A 21,079-nucleotide genomic window follows, 5' to 3' on the forward strand; every position below is an offset into this window, starting at 1 on the left:
CGGGCCCCACAACGGGTGGGCTACCGCGCGTACAACTCCGTGAAGTTCCTCAGGACACGCATGGGCTCTGTCACGGAGGATTGCCGGGCGGTTTCGATGAGCTCGTCGGCGGTGTGGGGCGGGAAGTAGCCAGAGCCCTTGTAGATGTTGATGCGGGTAGTAAGGCCGTCGGCGTCGAGTTCGGGGTGGAACTGTGTGGCATAGAGGTTGTTCTTGATCCTGAACATGTGGACCGGGCAGGCCTGGGAACTCGCCAGGAGGACCGCGCCCGGGGGCAGCTGGCTGCAGGCCTCCTTGTGCCCCACGAAAGCCTCGAAGGTGCGGGGGACTCCCTTTAGCAGAGGATCATGCTGACCCTCGTCAGTGAGCACGATGTCCGTTGGCCCCACGGGTTCACCGAACTGCCGGTCAATCACAGCTCCCTGGTGGACTCCCAACGTCCCAACCCCGTAGCAAGCACCCAGAAACGGGAAATCCTGCGCCACTATCGTGTCCAGGAGCCCTGAAAGTTCAGCCTCCACGCGGATCTGGGCTGCGCTCTTTTCCTCCACAGGATCACTGGAGGTGTAAGGGCTGCCACCCACAATCACCCCGGAGTAGTCCGAAAGTTCCAACGCCGGCAGGGGGTTCGATTCCAACCGCAACCGGACCAGCTGATCAGGCTCCAGGCCGCAGTACCGGAGGTAGGCCTGGTATTCATCATCAGCTGCGGCATCTTCGGCGCGGGTGGCCAGCAAGAGAAAGGGCTTCACAGGGCAAGTGTGCTCCAAGGAATGGTTGAGTGACAAAGTGCGTTGCCGCAAAGGGGTGACTGTCAGTGACTCCCTTAAGCGCCTGCGGAACCGTAGCGTTATATACATTCCCCTCTGATCCATCACCGTACTCAGCCATGAGGAGCCATCTTTGAAGCAGGACCCTTCCGTCATCGGAGCAGCCCAGCCCGGGACGAAAGAAGAACGCACCACCACCGCGCAGGTCCATGCTCCCAAAAAGATCCCGTGGGGTGGCCTGCTGGTTCTTGCTGCAGCCGGCTTCACAGCGGTAACCACGGAACTTTTGCCCTCGGGTCTGTTGCCCCAGATCAGCCGGGAACTCCAGGTGGGCGAGTCGTCAGTGGGTGCCCTGACTGCTGTCTACGCGGCAATCATCGTTTTCACCGCACTGCCGCTGTCCCGCTTCCTGGCAGGCCGGGTTCCCCGCAAAACCTTGCTCATCGCCACCGTGCTGGCCTTTGCCCTCAGCAATGTTCTTCTGGCGCTCAGTCCCACTCTGGGCTGGGCCATCGGTGCACGGCTCCTGGGCGGTATAGCCCACGGCATGCTCTGGTCCAGCATGGCTCCTTATGTGGCCCGGATAGTTCCTGCGCATTCCGTTGGTAAATCCATGGCTGTGGTGTTCAGCGGCAACAGCATTGCGTTGGCGGTGGGTGCTCCCATCGGAACGCTCATGGGTTCACTCATGACGTGGCGGGCCTCGTTCCTTGTCCTTGCAGGCGTCGGCGTCCTGTTGGCCGTGCTGGCTTTCTGGCTCCTCCCCGGCGCGCACGACCACGCAAGCCAAAAAGCCCCCTCCCTTCGCGCCGCCCTGAAATTGCCGGGCGTGGTGGCAATCGCCATCGCGTGGCCGCTCCTGTTGCTGGCCCATTTCACGCTCTTCACCTACGTTGCGCCCTTCCTCCTGGCATCCGGGCTCCCCGAATCCGCCACCAGCCTCTCCCTCTCGGTGGTAGGCGTCGCCAGCCTGGTCGGCATCTGGATTGCCGGCATGACAGCGGACGCCCGCCCGCGCACGTCGGTGATTGCCGCCGTCGGACTCTTGACGCTGGCCTTCGCCCTGCTGCCGGTACTGGGTGGCACTTGGGTGGGCGCTTTCGCGTTGATGACACTGTGGGGAATCGCGTTCGGGGCCGTGGGCATCTACAACCAGGCCGCCATCCTGAAGGCCGGCGGGGAGCACAAGGACGCGGCAAACGGCCTTACCGTGGTGACCATCCAGCTGGGCATCGCCATCGGTGCCGTCTATGGCGCTTTCGCACTGACAACCGTGGGAGCGCAACTGGTACCGCTCGCGGCTGCATTGCCGACGGCGGTCGCTTTGGTCATCATCATCGCCAGCCGACGCGGTGGTTACCCTGCCGGACCGCTGGAGAAGCGCCGTTAACATTCCTGAAACATGCCAGTGACGTGATCTTCACGAAACGCGGATTTCTGTAACTTTCCTGCAACTTGACTCTTCTGCGTCTGAAACATAGCTCACCGAATATTGATCGGGGGGCAGTGAGGGCCGGACATCATCAGGCCCGTTTTCGAACAGGCTTGATCAGAAGGGAAACGCAGGTGGAGATCTCTGCGCAACACGTCTGGCTGATGTTGTCATCGGCAATGGTGCTTTTCATGACCCCCGGCCTCGGCTTGTTCTACGGCGGCATGACCCGCGCCAAAGCTGCCCTCAACATGATCATGATGAGCTTCATCTCAGCGGGAATCGTTGGCGTGGTGTGGGTCCTGTGGGGCTACTCGATGACCACGGGCGACGGTGTCCTGGGCCTGTTCGGCAACCCCTTTGCGCACTTCGGCCTGCAGGACCTCATGGGTTCACCGGACCTCCTGAAGGCAGGCTTCGCGGCAACTTTCGCCATCATCACCGTTGCCCTGATCAGTGGAGCAATCGCCGACCGTGCCAAGTTCAGCGCCTGGGCGGTGTTCGTGCCGATCTGGGTCACCGTGGTGTATTGCCCCCTGGCTTACATGATCTGGGGTGGCGGGCTCATGAGTGCCGGCGGCGCCCTGACCCATATGTTCGGCCAGGTGATCGACTTCGCCGGTGGCGCAGTGGTTGAAGTCAGCTCCGGAACCGCAGCTTTTGTCCTCGCATTGATCGTGGGAAAGCGTCACGGATTCGCCAAAGACCCCAACCACCGCCCGCACAATGTCCCGTTCATCATGATCGGCGCGGCCATCCTCTGGTTCGGCTGGTTCGGCTTCAACGGCGGCGCAGCAACCACGGTGGAGCAGGCCGGGCTCATCTGGATCAACACTCTTGTGACCCCCGCGGCAGCAATGTTGAGCTGGTTGGTTGTTGAGAAGGTCCGCCACGGCCACCCCACGTCCCTGGGTGCGGCATCCGGCGTTGTTGCCGGGTTGGTTGCCATCACCCCGTCCTGTGCGAACATCAGCCCCTTGGCAGCTTTGGGCCTGGGCCTGGTGGCAGGCGCGGCCTGCGCGGTGTTCGTGGACCTGAAGTACAAGTTCGGTTTTGACGATTCCCTGGACGTTGTTGGCGTGCACTTCGGCGCCGGTGTCATTGGCACGCTCTCCCTGGGCTTCATCGCCCTCCCGGTTGGCGGCGTTGGCGGTGGCCTCTTCTACGGCGGCGGGCCCCAGCAGTTGATCGCGCAGACCGTTGCCGTAGTGGCCACCATCCTGTTGTCCGGCCTGGGCACGCTGGTGATCGGCAAGGCCATCCACAAGACCATCGGCTTCCGGGTCACCCACGAGCACGAAGTAGTGGGCGTGGACCTCACCCAGCACGCCGAATCCGCCTACGAGTTCGGCCTCACGGCCCACGGACACTTCCGCCAGCAGCAGGAACACCTTAGCTCCCTTCTGAAGCGCACATCCGCCCCCGCTGAACCAGCCAAGGCCAAGGAAGACAGCTTCGCCTAGCGGAACCACAAGACAGCGGACATATTCTGCTGGATCATTCGCCCACCCAGCACGTTGAAGCCTTGAATTTGCGGGGTTGCCCTAGCGGCAGGCCGCCGATGATCCAGCAGAAATTCAGCCCGAGCCGTTCCAGATCCGCTGCCACCACGTCCGATTGCTGTCCGGGCGGGTTCCCGGCTCGGGTGGCGCTGCGGCGGCCCTTCGCTCGCGCCACCGTTCCAGCTCTGCATCAACGTCCCGGAGCTTGGTGACCACAGGCGGGCCACCTTGGAGTTGCCGCCTGGCCTCGACCACCCGTTTGTTGAAGTCCTCAAGGATGTCCCGGACCTGTTTCTCCGTGTACTGCCGGTCCAGCTTGGCATCGAGTTCGGAGTCTTCGATCCTCAACAGAATGGCAGGCGGTCCGATGCCGCTGAGCTTCTCCCGCTGGATGAGGCCCTTGACCCACCAGTCGGGGTCGTAGTGCTCGCCCAGCCCGGGGATCGGCTTTCCTGCGTACTTCAGGTTGTCGAACTTGCCCTGCTCCATGGCGTCCCGGATCAGGTATTCAACGCGGGCGGCGTCATCCACTTTCCGGCGCTTTTCCCGCTCCTCAGCATCCGCGGCCTCGATTTCGGCGTCCTCTTCCGCGCTACCACCCCAGCCGCGTACAGCCCTCAGCTCAGCGCCGCGCTCGAGTTTCCGCCGGAAGGCGCTGTTCTCGGGGTTCATGGGGGCCGCCTCCTCACGCTGCAGCGTTGCCTGCCGGGATCCTGGTTCAGCTTCCAGTATTCCAGCTGTGGTTCAAGGCGGTACCCCCACCACCTCATTTGAAACCGGAACGGCCCCGACGCGCCATGGAGAACGGCGTGTCGGGGCCTGCGGCTGGGCAAAGTGGGTGGCGGCGGACAGCGCTCGACGCCGGGTGGCCGGGTTGAGCGCCGAAGCCGCCGGAGAAACTACACCCGGACGGCCATGGCCGGGTCCAGCTGCTCAATCCCCTCGGGAGTCACCAGGACGACCCGCGCCGTGCAGATGTCATAGAACAGTCCCGTGACCGCAACACTTCCTGCAGCCAAGGCCGGCCCCGTGACCGGGTGGTCCTCCAGCTTTCCGAGCTGCAGGGCAACGTTGACCATGCTGAGTTGATCCAAGCGGCTGTACCCCTCGGCAGCTGCAGCCACGGCCACCGGGTGGCCCGCCAGCAGTGCCGAGTAGCTGGGCCGGGCGTGGTCCAGCCAGGAGTCGAAGCCATCCCCCAGTGCCGGCGTTGAACCCTCGGCATCAGCTATGACGGCCTTCATGGCTCCGCAATTGGAATGCCCGCACACCACGATGGAGTCCACGGACAATGCCGCCACCGCGAAGGATAACGCGGAGTCGATGGAGGCATCATGCCGGTCCCTGCACACCACGTTCCCGATGTTGCGGAGCGTGAGGAGATCGCCGGGGCCGCTGCTGGTGATCAGGTTGGGGTTCACCCGGGAATCGACGCAGGCAACAAAGAGCGTGTCCGGGTTCTGGCCCTCGGTGAGATCCTGGACCAGTGGGCGGACTTTCTCCGCGTGGCGGCGATGGTATTTGTCGATGCCCAGGAGGATTGACCGCAGCGGCAGCCGCGGGCCGCCGTCGTCGTTGGCGTGATCAGCAGCTGGCGACCATGAGGCGCGTGGCGGCAGCGGGAACTCCTGCGGTTCCTGGCGCTGGGGCGTGTTGTCCTCGGCGTCGGCGAAGGCGGTGGTTCCGTGTTCCTCGATCGCGACGGTGGCGCCGGTGTTCCGGTGCTGGGCCTGCCACGCGATGAGGGCTTCGCGGAAGGCATGGTCCAGATAGTCGGCGTTCAACTCCACCACCGCGTCCTTGCCTTCAGGCACGGAGTGGAGAATCCGGTTGAGCCGCGGGAGCGCAAAGAAGCTGCACGAACCCTCGATGGTGACCCGCCACGGCTGCCCGTCGGCGGCGGGCTCATGGGCGTTGATTCGTGCGCGAAGCACCCGCCACAGGACGCACAATGCGGCCAGGGCCAGGCCAATAATGACCCCTTCCAGCAGGTTCAGGGCCACCACGCACACCAAGGTAACGCTGTACACCAGGAGATCGCCGGTACGGAGGCTGGTGCGGATATCGGCCACTTTGACGAGTTTGGCTCCGATCACCAGGAGCAGGCCGGCCAGAACGGACAGGGGAATGAGTTGGATGAGCCCTGCGAACAACGCCGAGAACACCAGCACCCACACACCATGCAGGATGGCGGACGAGCGGCTCTTCGCTCCGGCTTCCACGTTGGTGGCGCTGCGGACTATCACGCCGGTCACCGGGAGACCGCCCAGCATGCCGGACACCATATTGGCGGAACCCTGGCCCACCAGCTCGCGGTTCAGGTTGGTGCGGGAATTGCCGTGCATCTTGTCCACAGCCACAGCTGACAGCAGCGATTCGATGCTTGCGATCAGGGCCACCGTGATCACGGCCATGGCAGCGGCGCGCCAATTGCCGTCGGGCAGGCTGGGAAGCGCGATCGAGTCGAAAATGGAGCCGCTGAAACTGATGCGCTCAACACCCGGCGCCACCGCGACGGACAGAGCGGTCACTGCGACGACGGCGGCCAGCGGCCCGGGAATCTTCCGCACCGCCGCGGGGAGGTACTTCCAAGCGATCAGGATCGCCACCACACCCAGGCCCAGCAGCGCAGAGTGCAGCTCAACGTTGGTGATCGCCGCAGGCAGGCCGGTCAGGTTCTCCACCGCCGACCCCGCCGCTTCCCCACCCAGCAGCACATGGAGTTGCTGCAGGATGATGGTGATGCCGATGCCCGCGAGCATCGCCTTGACCACCACAGGCGACACTGCCAGCGCGGCGCGGCCAATGCGGCTGAACCCCATCAGGAGTTGCACGACGCCGGCGGCTGCCGTGATGGCGCACGTCACCTGCCAGCCAAACTCGGCAACAAGACCGGCAACGACGACAGTCAGGCCGGCGGCGGGTCCGCTCACTTGGAGTGCCGAACCGCCCAAGGCGCCAGCCACGATGCCGCCCACGGCTGCGGCGATGAGGCCGGCCATGATGGGCGCTCCGGAGGCGGCGGCAATGCCCAGGGACAACGGGAGTGCCACGAGGAAGACCACCAGGGATGCGGGCAGGTCGGCACCGAGGTTGCTGAGGAAGCTTGGCTTTTTAGTTCCCGGCGCTTTGGTGCCCGGCGGACTGTGGGAGTCGGTGGGAACGGTCGCGGAATCGTTGGGGTGTGGCACGGGTGCTCCTGGGGCTCGGGACTGCTGACTCCTCCAAGCTACGGAACCTGTCACCTTTAATGACAACTCCTTGTGACAAGCATGACAAAAGTTGTGAATATGCGCTTCATGTAGGGACCAAAGGGAACTTTGGCGGGGGTGGAGCACGTTAGGGGTCCGGAGCTTTGGTCGGCTGGGGGTTGAGCTTGGTGGATTTCAACGGCGACGGTCATGTGGACCTGCTGGCACGGGACGCCGGAGGCGCCCTCTGGCTCTACCCCAGCAACGGCCAAGGAGGCTGGCTCCCCCGCATGCAGGCCGGGACCGGCTGGAACACCATGAACCTGATCCTCTAGCACCGGGAACCAAAACACAGTGGACGACGGCGGGTCCTCCCGCCGTCGCCCACTTCTGCCTCAGCCCCCACCGTAAGGCTACTTAGCATAGGCTGGGTCCATGAGCGACGCCCTTGCCACCCCCGTCCGCATCAGCTCGGAGCCAGTCCAGCTCCAGGCGCTGGAACCCATGCTGGAAAAGGTTCGCCAATCCGTGGCCGACGTCCCGGCATTGCTGGCTGTGTCTGCTGAGATCGGCCGGACTGCCCCGCAGCCGGGCGAAGGGAACACTGCAAAACTTTGGGAGCTGCTGGCCTCGGTCACGTCAGTGGACGTGGCCGCCGGAAGAATCCTGGAACCACACCTGGACGCGGTGGGAATCCTGGCGCAGGCAGGCATGGACCAACCGGCAGGCGCTTGGGGGGTCTTCGCTGCCGAGGGCCCCGGGCTCAAGCTCACTGCTGATCGCGATGAATCAGGGGCCATTGTCCTCAACGGCTCCAAGCCCTGGTGCTCCTTGGCGGCCCACCTGGACGGCGCTGTCATCACTGCCCACACAGCAAATGGCACCCGGGCCGCGTTCGCCGTGGATCTCCGGCACCCCGGCGTGAGCGTGGAAACTCCCGCATGGACCAGCCGCGGCCTCAAGGAAATCCCCAGCGGCACAGTGCATTTTGACCACGTCCCTGCAGCTGAAGTGGGCGGCGACGACTGGTACTTTCAACGCCCGGGCTTCGCATGGGGTGGTATGGGCGTGGCCGCGTGCTGGCTGGGCGGCGCGGTCGCTGTGGCCCGGGACTACCGGAACGCCTTGTCCAAGGCCGCGGATAACGGCCGGGAACCTGATCAGATCGCGTTGGCTTCCCTGGGCGAAGTGGACCGCATCATCACCTCGGCCACAGGCTACCTTGCCCAGGCTGCCGAGCGGATTGACGCCGGCCGCCTGGACAGGCCCGCCACGGCGGGTGGTGTGCCGGACGACGACGGCGCAGCGGACAACAGTGCGTGGAGCGAAGCGCTGCGTGTCCGCGGAACTGTTGCCTCCGCCGTCGAGCGCGTCATGGCGCTTGTCTCCCAAAACCGTGGCCCGGCACCGCTGGCTTTCGACGAGACGTACGGAAAGCGCATGGCTGACCTGGCGCTGTACGTCCGGCAGCACCACGCCATGCGTGACGATGCCCAGCTCGGCTCGATGGCACTGAAAGGCGACACAGGATGGTAGCTTTCACCCACGCCGACGCCGGTACACCCGAAGCTGAATGGGCTGCATCCGGCGTTGCCGCCCTTGCGGAACTCCCCCTCGACGCGGCCGAGTTGGCGGCACGGACCTTCGTTGTGATCGCAGCCCACCCGGACGATGAAACCCTGGGCGCCGGCGGACTGATGCGGAAGCTGCACGCCGCCGGCGCGGACGTCAGAGTTTTGCTCTGCACCGCCGGTGAGGCCTCGCACCCGGACTCGCCCAGTACGACGCCGGAACAGCTTGCCGCTGTGAGGCTCGCAGAGTTCGGATCGGCTGTGCCACTGCTGGCTCCCGCAGCTACCTGGACGTACCTGAAGCTCCCGGACGGGCAACTGGCAGCCCACACGGACAGCATCGCCGGCTCCATTCTGGATGCCGTGGCAGCAAGTGGGAAGGACCCTGAGAACGTGGTGCTGGTGGCACCGTACCGGTCCGATGGGCACACCGATCACGACACGCTCGGCGCCCTGGCGGCAAGGATGGCCCAGGGCAACGGCTATGGACTGTTGGAATTTCCCATCTGGTACTGGCTGTGGGCCAATCCGGCCGTCGACACGTGGCGTTCCTGGGTTCGGGTTCCTTTGAGCAGAAGTGAACAGCACGCCAAAGCTCAAGCTATGCGTGCCCATGCATCCCAAACCGAACCCCTGTCAGAGCTGCCCGGTGACGAAGTGCTGCTGTCCGATGCTTTCCAGGAACACTTCGCCCGGCCCTGGGAGACCTTTGCCTGGCATCCGTCGCAACGCGGCACCAACAGCGCTGCGGACGCAGAGCGGATTTTTGACGAGGTGCACAACCGGGAAGACGATCCTTGGAACTACACCACCAGTTGGTACGAGCGGCGTAAGCGTGCCCTCACCCTGGCGGCACTCCCGCAGGAAACGTACGCGTCTGCCCTGGAGATTGGGTGCTCCATCGGCACCCTCAGCGAGGCCCTGGCACCGCGATGCCAGGAATTCCTGGGCGTGGACGCCAGCTCCGCCGCCGTTTCGCAGGCCACCACACGGCTGGAGGCGTTCCCCTCCGCCCACGCAAAGCACCTCACGCTTCCCCGGGAATGGCCCTCCGGAACCTTTGACCTGATCGTCTTATCCGAGGTTGGCTACTACTTTTCGCCCGAGGAACTCGCCGGGCTGCTGGCACGCATCCAGGAGTCAACCCGCCCCGGCGGAACACTGCTGCTGTGCCACTGGCGGCACCCCATCTCCGGCTGGGAATTGGATGCCACGTCCGTCCATGCGATGGCCCGGCAACAACTCGGATGGCCCACATACGGGCTCTACGAGGAAAAGGACTTCGTGGCGGAGGTCCTCCTGGCACCGGACGCCGCGCCTTGATACGCCCCGCACGGATCAGTGGCGTGGGGGTGGTGATGCCCGCCCACAATGAGGAAGACCACATGGGGGCGGCCTTGGCTGCGCTCCGGGTTGCTTTGGACGAGCTGCAAACCGCACATCCACGGGTGACGGCGGCCGCAACGATCATCCTGGATCATTGCAACGACAACACAGCAGACATCGCGCTGGCCCATGCGTCCGCTGATCCCCGCGTGAACGTCGCTGAGGTGCAGCTTCGCAACGTCGGCGGCAGCCGAGCCCACGGCGTCCGCTCGATTCTGCAACTCTTTCCCGGGATCCGCGCTGAGGACGTCTGGATTGCAAACACCGATGCTGATTCCATGGTTCCCCGGCACTGGCTCAGCCGCCAACTGGACATGGCCAATACCGGAGTGGACGCCATACTGGGCTCTGTAGAACCCGAACCCCGCGACCTGGACCAGGCCGTCCTCCGGCGCTGGCTGGAACTGCACCCGTTCCGCGAAAACCATTCACACGTTTACGGGGCCAACCTGGGAATCAGGGCTTCGGCCTACTTGGCGGCGGGCGGTTTTCCGGACCTGAGCTCGCACGAGGACCGCGAGCTGGTGGAAAAGCTTCACGGGCAGGGCTTCAACGTGCGGTCCACGGACACTATCCGCGTGATCACTTCCGGACGGACCCTCGGCCGTGCACCCTTGGGCTTCGGCGCCTACTTGCGGTCCCTGGCAACCGAGCTTCCTGCTGCCACCGGCGGTTAGTGCGGCCGTCCCACTGCTAGGAACTTGAGCGCGGATGCATGATGCGCATCTGGTCCCAGGTGCGCTCCGAGGCCGCGATGTTCTGGTTGGAGCGCTCGCGATCCAGGGAGGCGAGCTCGACGGCGATCGCCTGGACCGCGGTGACGGCACCTGTCAGGGATGGGAAGAAACCAGCTCCCTCCGTAGGCACCACGATCCGGTGATCAGCGTGGACTGCCACCGGCGAACCCGCGCTGTCCGTGATGGACACAATGGGTGCACCCAGGTTATGGGCGATCTCGACGGCGCGCATGGTGCTGTCATAAACCCTCCAGAGGCTGATGGCGCTCACCAGGTCTTCCGCGCCGAGCCGGGCGATGGCGTTGGTGAGCGCGGCGACGTCGGCATCCAGGAGCCGCACGTTGTACCCGGCAATTATCGCGTTGTGTTCTAGGGCCTTGCCGGGGATGGCATAGCTGCCGGCGGCGACAATGAACGTTTGCCGTGCGCCCGCAATCGCCGTCGCAATATTGTGGATGGATTCGGCGTCCAAAGTGCGCTCAAAATGGGCCAGATTGGCACGATCAGTGGAGACTGCTGCCTGCGCCGGACTGCTGATGTGGCCGTTGTGTTCAGCGGCAACTTCCACAGCGCTCAGCGATGCCAGGAACCGTGACCGCAGCTCGAACTGGAAGTCTGCCCACCCCTTGAATCCCAGTGTTTGAGCGGTTCTGGTGACGGTTGAAGCATTCGACGCGGCCACGGCTGCGATGTCGCTGACAGAGCCGTAGGACGCAAGCCGGGGCTGGGACCGCAGGATGCCTATCACCTGCATTTGGCGTGCTGCGAGCTTGCGCCCTTGGACACGACTGTCCAGCCACTCGGTCAACGTTGACGAGTCGAAATCTTCTTCCACCTATTGACCTACCTCACACTTTGGCCTTAACTTCGATACATCGCATCTGCACGGATCTGTGCATATTCCTCAAAATGTACAACTTGGCCCACTTTGGCAGGAATCACCATGTCTCTTACAGCACGCTTGGATCGACTCGCTCTCAGTCGACCACACTACAAGCTTCTCCTCATTGGAGGCCTTGGCTACTCGTTCGACGGAATGGACGGGGCGGTGGTTGCCTTCCTGCTCCCGCGCATCCAGGAATTGTGGGGCCTCAGCACAGCCAGCCTCGGATTAGTGGGCTCCGCAGCGCCATTCGGCTTCTTCTTCGGCGCCATCCTGGCGGGGTGGATGGGCGACCGATTTGGCCGCAAGAAGGTCATGCTGTGGGCTCTGGCGTTCTACTGCCTCATGTCGATCGTGGCTGCGATGGCCCCCAACTTCGAAATCTTCCTGATTGCACGGATCTTTGCAGGATTGGGGGCAGGCGCTGAAAGCGTGATCATCGCACCGTTCCTGTCCGAGTTCATCCCCCCGAAGCGCCGTGGCTGGTTCATTGGAACCCTTGCCGGCTTCTTCTCCTTCGGCTTCGTAGCCGCCGCACTGATCGGACGCTTCGTGGTTCCGCTGGGCGAGGACGGCTGGCGCTGGGCACAGGTCATCACGGCAGTTCCCATCCTCCTGCTGCTCTGGTGGCGTCGAAGCCTGCCCGAATCACCCCGTTACCTCATCAGCCAAGGCCGCATCGCAGAGGCAACCGAAGTGGTGGACCGCTTTGAGCAGAGCGTCGTGAAAGCTACCGGGAAGCCCCTTGCTCCCTTGCCGGCAGTCGAGGAAGAGATCACCAAGCACGAACAGAAGATCAGCATCTGGAATGCCCTGAAGTTCATGTGGTCCAAGGCGATGCGCCGCCGGACAGCAGTCATTTGGCTGATCTGGTTCGTCATCACCTTCTCCTACTACGGCTTCTTCTCCTGGATCCCAACCCTCCTGGTGGGCCGCGGCATCACCATCACCAAGAGCTTCGAGTTCTCCATCCTTATTTACCTCGCACAAATCCCCGGCTACTTCTCCGCTGCGTGGTTGTGCGACCGGATTGATCGCAAGAACACCATCGCCCTCTACCTGGCGGGATCTGCCATCAGCGCGTTCTGGCTGAGCCAATCCAACGACTCCGGCATGATCCTGCTGGCTGCCGCCACATTGTCCTTCTTCCTGAACGGCACCTACGCCGGCGTCTACGCCTACACGCCGGAGCTCTTTCCCACCTGGATGCGCGCCACGGGTGTTGGCCTGGCCAGCGCCGTGGGCCGCATCGGCAGCATCCTGGCACCGTCCATCATCGGTATCTTCGCCGCCTCCCTCGGCTTCGGTGGAGTGTTCACCATGACCACGGTGGTGCTGACCATTGGCGTGCTGGGAGTGGTGATCTTCGGAGCTTCCACGGCAGGGAAGTCCTTGGAGGACATCAACGCCCGTACCGGAAATGATCCGGCAACAGCAGGAACCATCAGCAAATGAGCGGACACTTCATGACAACCGACAGAACCTTTCACCAGGCATTCCAGACTTTGCGGAAAGATCCCGGCGTCGTCCTCTTCACCGCACTGCAGTGGATCCCGCAACGCTCCAGCCTCAAGCGTCTTTTCACCAGCCACCCGGACGAGTACCCGGTAGGCGGCGAGAAGACAGTGGAGATTTCGCCCGGCTGGCTGGGAACGGTCATCGAAGAGAAGGAGCCGTTCCTGGCACCCGATCTGACGGCGTTGCGGGAAGTCTTTGCAGACTCCGAACTCATCCAGCAACTCGGCTGCGGGGCGGTCATCAACGTCCCCGTGCTCGACCACCACAACAACGTCGTGGGTGTGTTGGCCCTCCTGGACGCAGAAGGCAAGTACACGCAGCACAGCGTGGACACCGCCGTCGGCGTCATCAACCAGAACCTGGCCGCCCTTGTGCAGGCCTTTGAAGCTCATCCCACCGAAACCAAAGCCCCCGAATCCACCGAAGCACCTGCGAAGGACACCGTTTAGCATGAGCACCGCCCCACTTGTCATCCGCAACGCCAGCGTCCTGGACGTTGAGGCGGGCACCTACTCAACTGCCGACGTCGTTAGCGTTGACGGGAAGATCAGCAGCGTCGGCCGTGATGTTGAGGCGCCTTCCGGCGCGCGGGTCATCGATGGCACAGGCAAGTTTGTCATCCCGGGCCTGATCGATGCCCACGTCCACGTGGTGGCATCCAGCGCCGACTTCCGCTCGCTCACCTACACACCGGCCTCTTATGTCTACGCGCAGACGGCCCGGATCATGGGACAGATGCTGCGCCGCGGCTTTACCACTGTCCGAGATCTCTCCGGGGCGGATTTCGGACTGGCAATGGCACAGGAAGAAGGCCTGCTGGAAGGGCCGAAAATCCACTTCTGCGGCCATGCGTTGAGCCAGACCGGCGGCCATGGGGACATGCGCCTGCCCGGCGAGGACCATGATCCCAACGGCCGGGGGTGCTGCGGGATCGGACGGGTGGCCGATGGTGTTGACGCTGTTCGCGCTGCCGCCCGCGACGAGATCCGCAAGGGTGCCCACCACATCAAGATCATGGCGTCCGGCGGTGTCTCCTCGCCCACGGACCGTATAGATTCCACCCAGTACTCCATGGAAGAAATGCGCGCAGCAGTGGAGGAGGCACAGGCTGCCAACCGCTACGTTGCCGCCCACGCCTACACCGGCCGGGCCATCAATCGTGCGCTTGAAGCCGGCGTCCGTTCGATTGAGCACGGCAACCTTCTTGACGACGAAAGCCTCAAACTGTTCGTGGAAAAGGACGCTTTCCTGGTCCCCACTTTGGTTACTTACTGGGCGCTGAAGGAAGAGGGCAAGGAGTTCGGGCTCACGGAGGAAATGTGGGCCAAGGTGGACTCCGTGCTCACCAGCGGCCTCGAAGCGATCGGCCGCGCGCACGAAGCCGGCGTGAAAATGGCTTTCGGTTCCGATCTCTTGGGCGGCATGCACCGCCACCAGAACGAACAATTCAGGCTGTTGGGTAAGGTCCAGCCGGCCATCGACGCCATTCGCGCTGCAACCACGACGGCGGCCCGTCTGCTTGAGCGCGAGGGCCAACTTGGCGTCATAGCCCCGGGCGCGGATGCGGACATGCTGATCCTGGACGCCGATCCGGTGGCCGACATTTCCGTTCTGGCCGATATTGCCGATCACCTGGATGTCCTGATTCAGAATGGTCGGGTTGTGGACTGACGTTGATTGCCGGAGCGCCCCCGGGCCGGCCTTTCACGTCAGGGCCCGAAGGGATCTGAGAGAGGAACGGCGTGGGGGCGCGGGAACGTGTATTCGGTCACACTTCTTCGAATTGACTTGTCAACGGCACCGGGCAGCATGAACCATGAATGAGGGAATTCGTTCCCATACAAGCTGAATCAGCAATCCTCACCGACGAGGATGCGGGCCCCGGGCAAAGAAGCTTGGGGCTGTCACCGGCCTGAGTGAAAGTAATGACAATGACGACACATACTGACTCCATCACGCTGAAAATCTGGGACAACGCGTCCATCGATCACACCATCGATGCCGCCGTTCAGTCCCTCTCACACCGTGCCGCAGCGGAAAACTGCGGAATTGCGGTGACCCTCAGCGGTCCCAAAACCTTCACCGTCAGCCTGAGCCGCTAAGCAGCCCACGCCAAACAGCAAGAGGACGACGCCGGAACCTCCCGGCGTCGTCCTCTTGCGTTTAAGCGGCCGCCGCCGCCGTTATCCCCTCTTAAATCCTGCTAAGTGCCCGCGCCGGGCCATTCGTTATGCCGTTTAAGAAACCTTGAGTGAACCTTGAGATTTACTTGACCGTTTGTGTGTCCCTTTCTTGCGTTGCCGTTGGAAATCTATGTGAGTCAACACTTCAACGCACGAACGGAGGGATCACAATGCTTACGGAAATCGCGGTCCACGCAGACACAACTGAGACAGCGGCCATGCGTCGTGCGTCCCACCGCGCCGCCGGTGGAGTGGTCACGGTGCTGGTCCCGGCACACAACGAGTCCGCAGGCATCACCGAGACCCTGACCTCCTTGAACAACCAAACCCGCCGGCCGGACCGCATCATTGTTGTTGCGGACAACTGCACAGATGACACTGAGGAACTGGCCCTGGCCCAGGGCGTTGAAGTTATCCGGACTGTTGGCAACAAGGACAAGAAGGCCGGCGCCCTGAACTTCGCCCTCAGCGAGCTGCTCCCCGGCGCCGATCCCGAGGACCTGGTGTTGGTGCAGGACGCCGATTCGCAGCTGGCCTTGGACTTCATTGAGAACGCCACAAAGAACCTCCTCAAGGACGACCTCCTGGGCGCCGTGGGCGGCGTCTTCAGCGGTGGTCCCGGCGGCGGTTTCGTGGGACACCTGCAGCGGAACGAATACGCCCGCTACGCACGCGACGTCAAGCGCCTCCACGGCAAGTGCCTGGTGGTCACCGGAACGGCAGCACTGTTCCGGGTCAAGACGCTCCGCGACGTGGTTGCTTCCCGGTTGCAGGGCACGCTCCCTCCCGGAAACGGCAAGGGCGGCGTCTACGACACCTCGGTGCTGACCGAGGACAACGAACTCTCCTTCGCCCTGCTGACGCTGGGCTACCGGATCGCTTCACCTTCCAACTGCACCCTGGTTACCGAGGTCATGCCCACGTGGCGTGAACTGTGGGCCCAGCGGCTCCGCTGGAAGCGCGGCGCCGTAGAGAACTGCGTGCAGTACGGCTGGACCAAAATCACCAGGCCGTACTGGGGACGCCAGTTCCTTTCCATGATCGGCGTCCTGGTGACGGTGGCCTACTTCGGCTCCATCATTTTTGCGCTGGTCTCAGGAATGGGATTGAACCTCCAGCCCTTCTGGGTAGCAGTTACCGGAATATTCATCCTGGAACGCGTAGTTACCGTGCGGTTCCGGGGCTGGAAGTACATGCTGCTCGCCGCAACCATGTACGAAACCGTGATCGATATGTTTCTTCAGGCCGTGCACGCAAAGGCATACCTGGATTCAGCACTCAACAGAAAGAAAGTTTGGTAGACGACTCATGTACAACACAGCAGCCCCCCTCACAGGAGCCACCGCAGCCGGAATGGGCTCGGGCGCTCTGGCCATGACCGGCGCCGGAGACCTCTTCTGGTTCGCGCTGGCCGCCTTCGCAATGCTGGCCCTGGGCCTGGCCGTCAAGAGGATCGTTCCGGTCCGGGCACAGAAGGACTAACAAAGCCCAACAGGCCCGCAGGTTGGTCGCATACCCCCCAGCGCGACTCAATACTGCGGGCCTGTTGTATTACCCGTGTGATTTGCTTCCTTTGATCGGGTCCCTAGGAAATGGGAGCCGTGCTTGCCGAGGTCTTGGAGACCGTGGTGTAGCCGGCCTTGGTTCCCGTGACCTTCACGCTCATGGCATCAGCTTGATCAACACCCACCAGCGCGTACGTTTTGGTTGTGGCCCCAGCGATAGCAACCCCGGAACGGTACCACTGGTAGGTGAGCGTGGTTCCCGATGTCCACGTGCCCGGGTTTGCCGTGAGTGTGGAGCCCACCGCCAACGTCCCCGAAATGGTTGGTGTTGGTGCCACGAGTGTTCCGGCCACCACCGTAGCCGTGGGATTGGATTCCTTGGTGGCCGTTGCATAGCCGGTCTTGGTGCCCGTCACCCGGACAGTCAGTTTGGCCCCTTGGTCCGTGGCAGCAAGGACACGGGTTGGAGCGGTGGCACCGGCAATGGCAATACCGTTCTTGAACCACTGGTAGCTAAGCGACGTCCCTGTGGTCCACGTTCCCGGCGCTGCGGTCAGGGTTGAACCCACGGCCGCAGTTCCTGTCACAGTGGGCGTCGGCGCGGTGAGGGGAATACCAGGCACGAAGGAGAAGTCCCTGATGGTCACAGTTTCCGGAGCAACATGAGTGGGGTCGCCTCCGCCGCCACCCGTCACCCAAAGGTTGAAGTGGATTTGTTCCTTTGCCGGGACCGGAACCGTTGCGCCCTGCAGGACCGTCCTTTTCAGGAGAGTGCCGGAGTAGTCCTCCCCCGCGAACGTTTCAAAGGTGATCTTGCCCGGTTCCCACACCATCCTGTGCGTGAGGATCGGGGCACTCGTAACATCGAAAGTGACGGTGTTGTTGCCTTGGCCAGGGGGCTGCGTGGCATCAAACCAGTAACCGTGCCCCTGCGTTACGGGCCAGTCTTCGCCATAGGCTGCGCCGCCGCCCCACGCCGAAGCTTCGCAAAGATCAATCTCGGTATAGCCGGGATCGGCTGCGGGATCGTAAGTAAAGAGGCAGCCCCACACCACTTCCTTCTGCAATGCGCTGACGTCCTTTTCCACCGTGGTGCTGTAGGTCCCGTACCCAAAACCCTCGCGGGTGGACTGGAACTCCGCACCCACGGGAGCCGAGCCCGTGGGGTTGGTAATGGACAGTTTCACATACCCGTTGGCATCGGGGCCGCTGACGTTGTTGGCGTCCCAACTTGCGTTGAACATGGGCGCCCCACCCCAGAAGCGCTTTTGCCAATTGAACCCTTTCCAAGCGAAGCTGCCCACGGGGCCCGGATCATCTGCCATGGGCGTATTATCCGCCGCTTGGGCTTGCCCAATGCCGGTGAACATCGATAAACCCACCGTCATCAAGACGGCCAAACTCATTGCTTTTCTTCCCCCACGTGGAAGTAGACCCACTGAAACAGACATGCTATGCCTCCATATGATGCGCCCAGACGTCGCCGGCTGAGTCCGGCGACCGCAGTGACGTTCCGCCCCTCCGGAACGTGCAACTCCTTGATTATCAATTAGGCAGGCTACTGTCGGAAGCAAAATGACGGGAGGAATTGCACCGTTTCACATCAATTCGATAACGGGCCCGCTGCTGCGGAGTACCCTTGACCTGGTCAGACACTTCAGAGCAGCATCCCAGCCGGAGGCCGTCATCACTATCCGCAGCGCAGGCATACTCCTTTACCGTAGGAAAGCGGACAGCGAAATCGACCTGTGGATTGCGCACATGGGTGGGCCATTCTGGGCCCGCAAGGACACCCATGCATGGTCAATTCCCAAGGGTGAATTCGCTGATGACGAAGAAGCACTGGCCGCCGCGCACCGTGAATTCACCGAAGAAATCGGCACCCCACCGCCGTCGGTTGCCTACGTGGAGTTGGGGATTTTCCGCCAACCTTCGGGAAAACTCATCACTGCCTTCGCCGCTGATGCGCTAGATTTCCAGCCCCGGGAAATCCGCAGCAATACGTTTCCCATGGAATGGCCCAAAGGTTCGGGAGCCATCAAAGAGTTTCCGGAAATTGATGATGCCCGGTGGTTTCCGGTATCCGTGGCCCGGACCAAGCTCGTCAAGGGCCAACTGCCCATTGTCGACGCCCTGGTCCGGCACCTCGGTGGGTGACCCCTAGAGAGCCGACCAGCCGCCGTCGGATGCCAAAATGGCACCATTGACGTTGGTGGCGTCGTCACTGAGCAGGAACGTGATGGAGGCGGCCAACTGTGCAGCCGTGGCGGGCGTGGGAACAGTCGCCTGCATCAGGGGACCCAGGCGTTCAGCAGCCAGCTGTGATCCCCAGTTCGCCACAATGTTGGTGATGGTTGGCCCCGGAGCCACAGCGTTGAAGCGCAGCCCCTTGGGCCCGTACATCACGGCAGAATTTTTGGTCAGGCCCACCACCGCATGTTTGGACGCGGTGTAGGCGGCCCCGGCGGCCGAACCACGCAGGCCTGCCTCGGAAGCAACGTTCACGACGGAGCCCGTTCCCGCATCGAGCATCAGCGGTACCACTGCGCGGGTGAGGCGCATGAGGGACGTGACATTGATCCGGAAAACCCGCTCCCAGAGCTCGTCATCAACCTCGTGAATCGGCGCAAAGTTGTCCATGATTCCCGCAACGTTGGCCAAGGCGTCCACACGCCCGTCCGCAGCGGCGACGACGGCAGCCACCGTTTCTTCAGTGGAGATGTCGCCCGCCACCGGTATCAGGTCCAGGTCAGCATTCTCCTCCACAAGAGCGTCAAGACGCTCCTTGCTGATGTCGGCAGCAATGACCTTGCCGCCTTCCTTCGCAATCCGCAACGCGGTCGCCTGGCCGATTCCCGAGGCTGCGCCCGTGACGATGATGGTCTTGCCGGCAAAACGGCCGGAGGTAATGGCCTCCTGCCATGAAGCGTCGTTGCCCATGATGTCCTTCCGATGATTGCTGAGTGGTCCACCCAGCTTATGACACTCTGTGTCATTATGTAAGAGTGAATACTGGAGGAATGACTTCGGAAGATGCCAAACCCCCGCGCCCCAGCGGTCGACCCGCCACCATCGACCCCGACGCCGTGGCCGGACTGGCTTTGGGCCTCTTCGCAGAGCACGGCTATGAGAACACCTCCATGGAGGACATCGCCAAGGCAGCCGGAATCGGGCGCAAGAGCCTCTACCGATACTTCGGCAGCAAAGCCGACCTCGTGTGGGGCGGAAGCGAACCGGTAGTGGAGGCTTCGACGCTCGCCTTCGGCTCGTTCCACAGTCCCGGAAAGTCCGACGGCGGCGTGCTGGCCGGGTTGCGCGCGGCGGCGATCGCCGGAGTCGCCGTCATACCGGACCTGTCCGTCACCCGCGGCAGACTCCGCTTGATTGCCGAGCACCCTGAACTGACCAGCCGCAGCTACGAGTCCCTGGCACCGCAGCGCGAAAGGGCTCTGGCCTTCCTTGCTGAGAGTGGCCTTTCCGACTCGGCGGCACGCTACCTGAGCGCCGCGTACCTCGCTGCCACCTTCGAAGCATGGATGCAGTGGGCCGCGGGCTCGGAGCCAGACCCAACCCCATACCTACTGGCCGCACTGGAGGTCTTGAACGTCGCCGCTGGCTAGCCGCTCTTTCTGGCGATGAACTGCCGGATCCACTCAACCGTCTCGGGATGGTCCAAATGCAGTCCGTGACCCGCCCCGGGCACCCGCACCAGAACGGAGGCACGGATGTTCTTGCGCAGAAGGAGTGCGTTGGGCAAGGGTGTCAACGCATCTTCAGTACCGTGCAGGATCAGCGTGGGGGCTTGGATGGAACTGAGATGACTCCAGGCATCGTGCTCGCGGCTGGCGTTAAAGTGTCGCGCCTTGGCCCATGCCGACGCGTGGGAGTTGAAGAACGTGTGAACCGCCGCAGGATTGTTCCGTGCCCATTCGGCGTCGAAGAAGAGCGGCTCAAGCCGGGACATGTCACCACTGACCAAGGCCTCCAATGCTGCTTTGTCCGGCTGGGTTCCGGCGTCTGGCGAGCTTCCGCCACTCGTTGCGGCGAGGATCAGCGTGCGGACCTTCTGCGAGTAGTCGATGGCCAGCCACTGGGCAATACGTCCGCCCATCGAATGACCGTACACGTGTGCTAAATCCGCTCCGGCGGCTTCGAGGACGGACACCGCATCTTCCGCGAGGAGCCGCGTCGCGTAGCGTCCGGCGCCGCCCTTCCCACTCCGACCAATCCCCCGGTGATCAAAGCGGATGACGCGGTAATGGCGGGACAGAAGCTCCGCCGTCGGGCCCCAACCGTCCATGGACGTGGCCTGCCCGGCGATCACCAGCATGGGCTCGCCTTCGCCTTGCGAGGTCCAGGCGAGTTCAGTGCCGTCGGCCGCCTCAGCAAAGTTCACCGTGC

General features: G+C 63.1%; 21 protein-coding genes. 14 read left to right on the forward strand and 7 right to left on the reverse strand.

Annotated elements, in window-relative coordinates:
• Positions 1-20: 20 nt before the first annotated feature.
• Positions 21-752 carry a glutamine amidotransferase gene (locus JOE60_RS14955; RefSeq protein ID WP_167267198.1) on the reverse strand — a complete coding sequence of 244 codons (732 nt, stop codon included), beginning with the start codon at positions 750-752 and terminating at the stop codon, positions 21-23.
• Between the two features lie 172 nt (positions 753-924).
• Here JOE60_RS14955 and JOE60_RS14960 point away from each other — a divergent pair, with 172 nt between their 5' ends.
• Positions 925-2,160: an MFS transporter gene (locus JOE60_RS14960; RefSeq protein ID WP_167267740.1), complete on the forward strand. Its 1,236-nt coding sequence runs from the start codon at positions 925-927 to the stop codon at positions 2,158-2,160.
• 176 nt (positions 2,161-2,336) lie between these two features.
• On the forward strand, positions 2,337-3,665 hold the full coding sequence (locus JOE60_RS14965) for an ammonium transporter (protein ID WP_167267201.1): 1,329 nt from the start codon (positions 2,337-2,339) through the stop codon (positions 3,663-3,665).
• Between the two features lie 114 nt (positions 3,666-3,779).
• On the opposite strand, the gene JOE60_RS14970 is transcribed toward JOE60_RS14965, so the two are convergent.
• Together JOE60_RS14970 and JOE60_RS14975 are read right to left on the reverse strand one after the other, a co-directional pair.
• Positions 3,780-4,376 (reverse strand): DnaJ family domain-containing protein, encoded by a 597-nt coding sequence (locus tag JOE60_RS14970; RefSeq protein ID WP_167267203.1) that lies wholly within the window; start codon positions 4,374-4,376, stop codon positions 3,780-3,782.
• Positions 4,377-4,603: 227 nt separating this feature from the next.
• A complete protein-coding gene (locus JOE60_RS14975) occupies positions 4,604-6,895 on the reverse strand; it encodes a SulP family inorganic anion transporter (protein ID WP_167267206.1) in 2,292 nt (763 codons plus the stop codon).
• A gap of 179 nt (positions 6,896-7,074) precedes the next feature.
• Between JOE60_RS14975 and JOE60_RS14980 the strand changes: the two genes are divergently transcribed.
• From JOE60_RS14980 to JOE60_RS14995, 4 genes are all read left to right on the forward strand, one after another.
• Positions 7,075-7,230, forward strand: coding sequence for an FG-GAP repeat domain-containing protein (locus tag JOE60_RS14980; protein ID WP_275588143.1), 156 nt, complete (start codon positions 7,075-7,077; stop codon positions 7,228-7,230).
• A gap of 100 nt (positions 7,231-7,330) precedes the next feature.
• Complete coding sequence (locus tag JOE60_RS14985; RefSeq protein WP_167267208.1) at positions 7,331-8,431, forward strand: acyl-CoA dehydrogenase family protein; 1,101 nt, start codon at positions 7,331-7,333, stop codon at positions 8,429-8,431.
• Entirely contained in the window at positions 8,425-9,789 is a 1,365-nt protein-coding gene (locus JOE60_RS14990; RefSeq protein ID WP_167267210.1) for a bifunctional PIG-L family deacetylase/class I SAM-dependent methyltransferase, read from the forward strand. The genes JOE60_RS14985 and JOE60_RS14990 overlap by 7 nt, the downstream gene beginning before the upstream one ends.
• Positions 9,790-9,824: 35 nt before the next feature.
• Positions 9,825-10,529, forward strand: a complete 705-nt coding sequence (locus tag JOE60_RS14995) for a glycosyltransferase family 2 protein (RefSeq protein ID WP_167267213.1) — start codon at positions 9,825-9,827, stop codon at positions 10,527-10,529.
• Between the two features lie 16 nt (positions 10,530-10,545).
• On the opposite strand, the gene JOE60_RS15000 is transcribed toward JOE60_RS14995, so the two are convergent.
• Positions 10,546-11,424, reverse strand: a complete 879-nt coding sequence (locus JOE60_RS15000) for an SIS domain-containing protein (protein ID WP_204814944.1) — start codon at positions 11,422-11,424, stop codon at positions 10,546-10,548.
• Between the two features lie 108 nt (positions 11,425-11,532).
• Here JOE60_RS15000 and JOE60_RS15005 point away from each other — a divergent pair, with 108 nt between their 5' ends.
• The 6 genes from JOE60_RS15005 (at position 11,533) to JOE60_RS15030 (ending at position 16,655) form a co-directional block, all read left to right on the forward strand.
• Complete coding sequence (locus tag JOE60_RS15005) at positions 11,533-12,927, forward strand: MFS transporter (protein ID WP_167267218.1); 1,395 nt, start codon at positions 11,533-11,535, stop codon at positions 12,925-12,927.
• A gap of 11 nt (positions 12,928-12,938) precedes the next feature.
• Entirely contained in the window at positions 12,939-13,439 is a 501-nt protein-coding gene (locus JOE60_RS15010) for a GAF domain-containing protein (protein WP_167267221.1), read from the forward strand.
• A 1-nt stretch (position 13,440) separates the two neighbouring features.
• Positions 13,441-14,661, forward strand: coding sequence for a metal-dependent hydrolase family protein (locus JOE60_RS15015; RefSeq protein WP_167267223.1), 1,221 nt, complete (start codon positions 13,441-13,443; stop codon positions 14,659-14,661).
• Positions 14,662-14,921: 260 nt separating this feature from the next.
• Positions 14,922-15,092 carry a hypothetical protein gene (locus JOE60_RS15020; RefSeq protein ID WP_208381520.1) on the forward strand — a complete coding sequence of 57 codons (171 nt, stop codon included), beginning with the start codon at positions 14,922-14,924 and terminating at the stop codon, positions 15,090-15,092.
• A gap of 251 nt (positions 15,093-15,343) precedes the next feature.
• Positions 15,344-16,474 carry a glycosyltransferase family 2 protein gene (locus JOE60_RS15025; protein ID WP_167267228.1) on the forward strand — a complete coding sequence of 377 codons (1,131 nt, stop codon included), beginning with the start codon at positions 15,344-15,346 and terminating at the stop codon, positions 16,472-16,474.
• Positions 16,475-16,481: 7 nt separating this feature from the next.
• Positions 16,482-16,655 (forward strand): hypothetical protein, encoded by a 174-nt coding sequence (locus JOE60_RS15030; protein WP_167267231.1) that lies wholly within the window; start codon positions 16,482-16,484, stop codon positions 16,653-16,655.
• A 103-nt stretch (positions 16,656-16,758) separates the two neighbouring features.
• Here the strand turns inward: JOE60_RS15030 and JOE60_RS15035 are convergent, their stop codons facing one another.
• The gene (locus JOE60_RS15035) at positions 16,759-18,003 is read right to left on the reverse strand and encodes a hypothetical protein (RefSeq protein WP_239528876.1); all 1,245 of its coding nucleotides are present in this window, start codon (positions 18,001-18,003) and stop codon (positions 16,759-16,761) included.
• Positions 18,004-18,364: 361 nt separating this feature from the next.
• Between JOE60_RS15035 and JOE60_RS15040 the strand changes: the two genes are divergently transcribed.
• On the forward strand, positions 18,365-18,835 hold the full coding sequence (locus JOE60_RS15040; RefSeq protein WP_167267744.1) for an NUDIX domain-containing protein: 471 nt from the start codon (positions 18,365-18,367) through the stop codon (positions 18,833-18,835).
• Between the two features lie 3 nt (positions 18,836-18,838).
• Here the strand turns inward: JOE60_RS15040 and JOE60_RS15045 are convergent, their stop codons facing one another.
• Complete coding sequence (locus JOE60_RS15045) at positions 18,839-19,618, reverse strand: SDR family NAD(P)-dependent oxidoreductase (RefSeq protein ID WP_167267233.1); 780 nt, start codon at positions 19,616-19,618, stop codon at positions 18,839-18,841.
• Between the two features lie 80 nt (positions 19,619-19,698).
• Here JOE60_RS15045 and JOE60_RS15050 point away from each other — a divergent pair, with 80 nt between their 5' ends.
• Positions 19,699-20,298, forward strand: coding sequence for a TetR family transcriptional regulator (locus tag JOE60_RS15050; protein WP_167267236.1), 600 nt, complete (start codon positions 19,699-19,701; stop codon positions 20,296-20,298).
• Here the strand turns inward: JOE60_RS15050 and JOE60_RS15055 are convergent.
• Positions 20,295-21,074, reverse strand: coding sequence for an alpha/beta fold hydrolase (locus JOE60_RS15055; RefSeq protein WP_167267239.1), 780 nt, complete (start codon positions 21,072-21,074; stop codon positions 20,295-20,297). The two genes, JOE60_RS15050 and JOE60_RS15055, sit on opposite strands and share 4 nt — an antisense overlap.
• Positions 21,075-21,079: the final 5 nt, after the last annotated feature.

It is taken from the genome of Paenarthrobacter ilicis, from assembly GCF_016907545.1.
GTDB classification, from domain to species: domain Bacteria; phylum Actinomycetota; class Actinomycetes; order Actinomycetales; family Micrococcaceae; genus Arthrobacter; species Arthrobacter ilicis.

Bases quoted from the DNA above. Each gene is read 5' to 3' on its own strand.
- JOE60_RS14970 (WP_167267203.1), bottom strand. From the start codon at position 4,376: ATGAACCCCGAGAACAGCGCCTTCCGGCGGAAACTCGAGCGCGGCGCT.
- JOE60_RS14985 (WP_167267208.1), top strand. From the start codon at position 7,331: ATGAGCGACGCCCTTGCCACCCCCGTCCGCATCAGCTCGGAGCCAGTC.
- JOE60_RS14990 (WP_167267210.1), top strand. From the start codon at position 8,425: ATGGTAGCTTTCACCCACGCCGACGCCGGTACACCCGAAGCTGAATGG.
- JOE60_RS14995 (WP_167267213.1), top strand. From the start codon at position 9,825: ATGCCCGCCCACAATGAGGAAGACCACATGGGGGCGGCCTTGGCTGCG.
- JOE60_RS15005 (WP_167267218.1), top strand. From the start codon at position 11,533: ATGTCTCTTACAGCACGCTTGGATCGACTCGCTCTCAGTCGACCACAC.
- JOE60_RS15010 (WP_167267221.1), top strand. From the start codon at position 12,939: ATGACAACCGACAGAACCTTTCACCAGGCATTCCAGACTTTGCGGAAA.
- JOE60_RS15015 (WP_167267223.1), top strand. From the start codon at position 13,441: ATGAGCACCGCCCCACTTGTCATCCGCAACGCCAGCGTCCTGGACGTT.
- JOE60_RS15020 (WP_208381520.1), top strand. From the start codon at position 14,922: ATGACGACACATACTGACTCCATCACGCTGAAAATCTGGGACAACGCG.
- JOE60_RS15025 (WP_167267228.1), top strand. From the start codon at position 15,344: ATGCTTACGGAAATCGCGGTCCACGCAGACACAACTGAGACAGCGGCC.
- JOE60_RS15030 (WP_167267231.1), top strand. From the start codon at position 16,482: ATGTACAACACAGCAGCCCCCCTCACAGGAGCCACCGCAGCCGGAATG.
- JOE60_RS15035 (WP_239528876.1), bottom strand. From the start codon at position 18,003: ATGGCAGATGATCCGGGCCCCGTGGGCAGCTTCGCTTGGAAAGGGTTC.
- JOE60_RS15045 (WP_167267233.1), bottom strand. From the start codon at position 19,618: ATGGGCAACGACGCTTCATGGCAGGAGGCCATTACCTCCGGCCGTTTT.
- JOE60_RS15050 (WP_167267236.1), top strand. From the start codon at position 19,699: ATGACTTCGGAAGATGCCAAACCCCCGCGCCCCAGCGGTCGACCCGCC.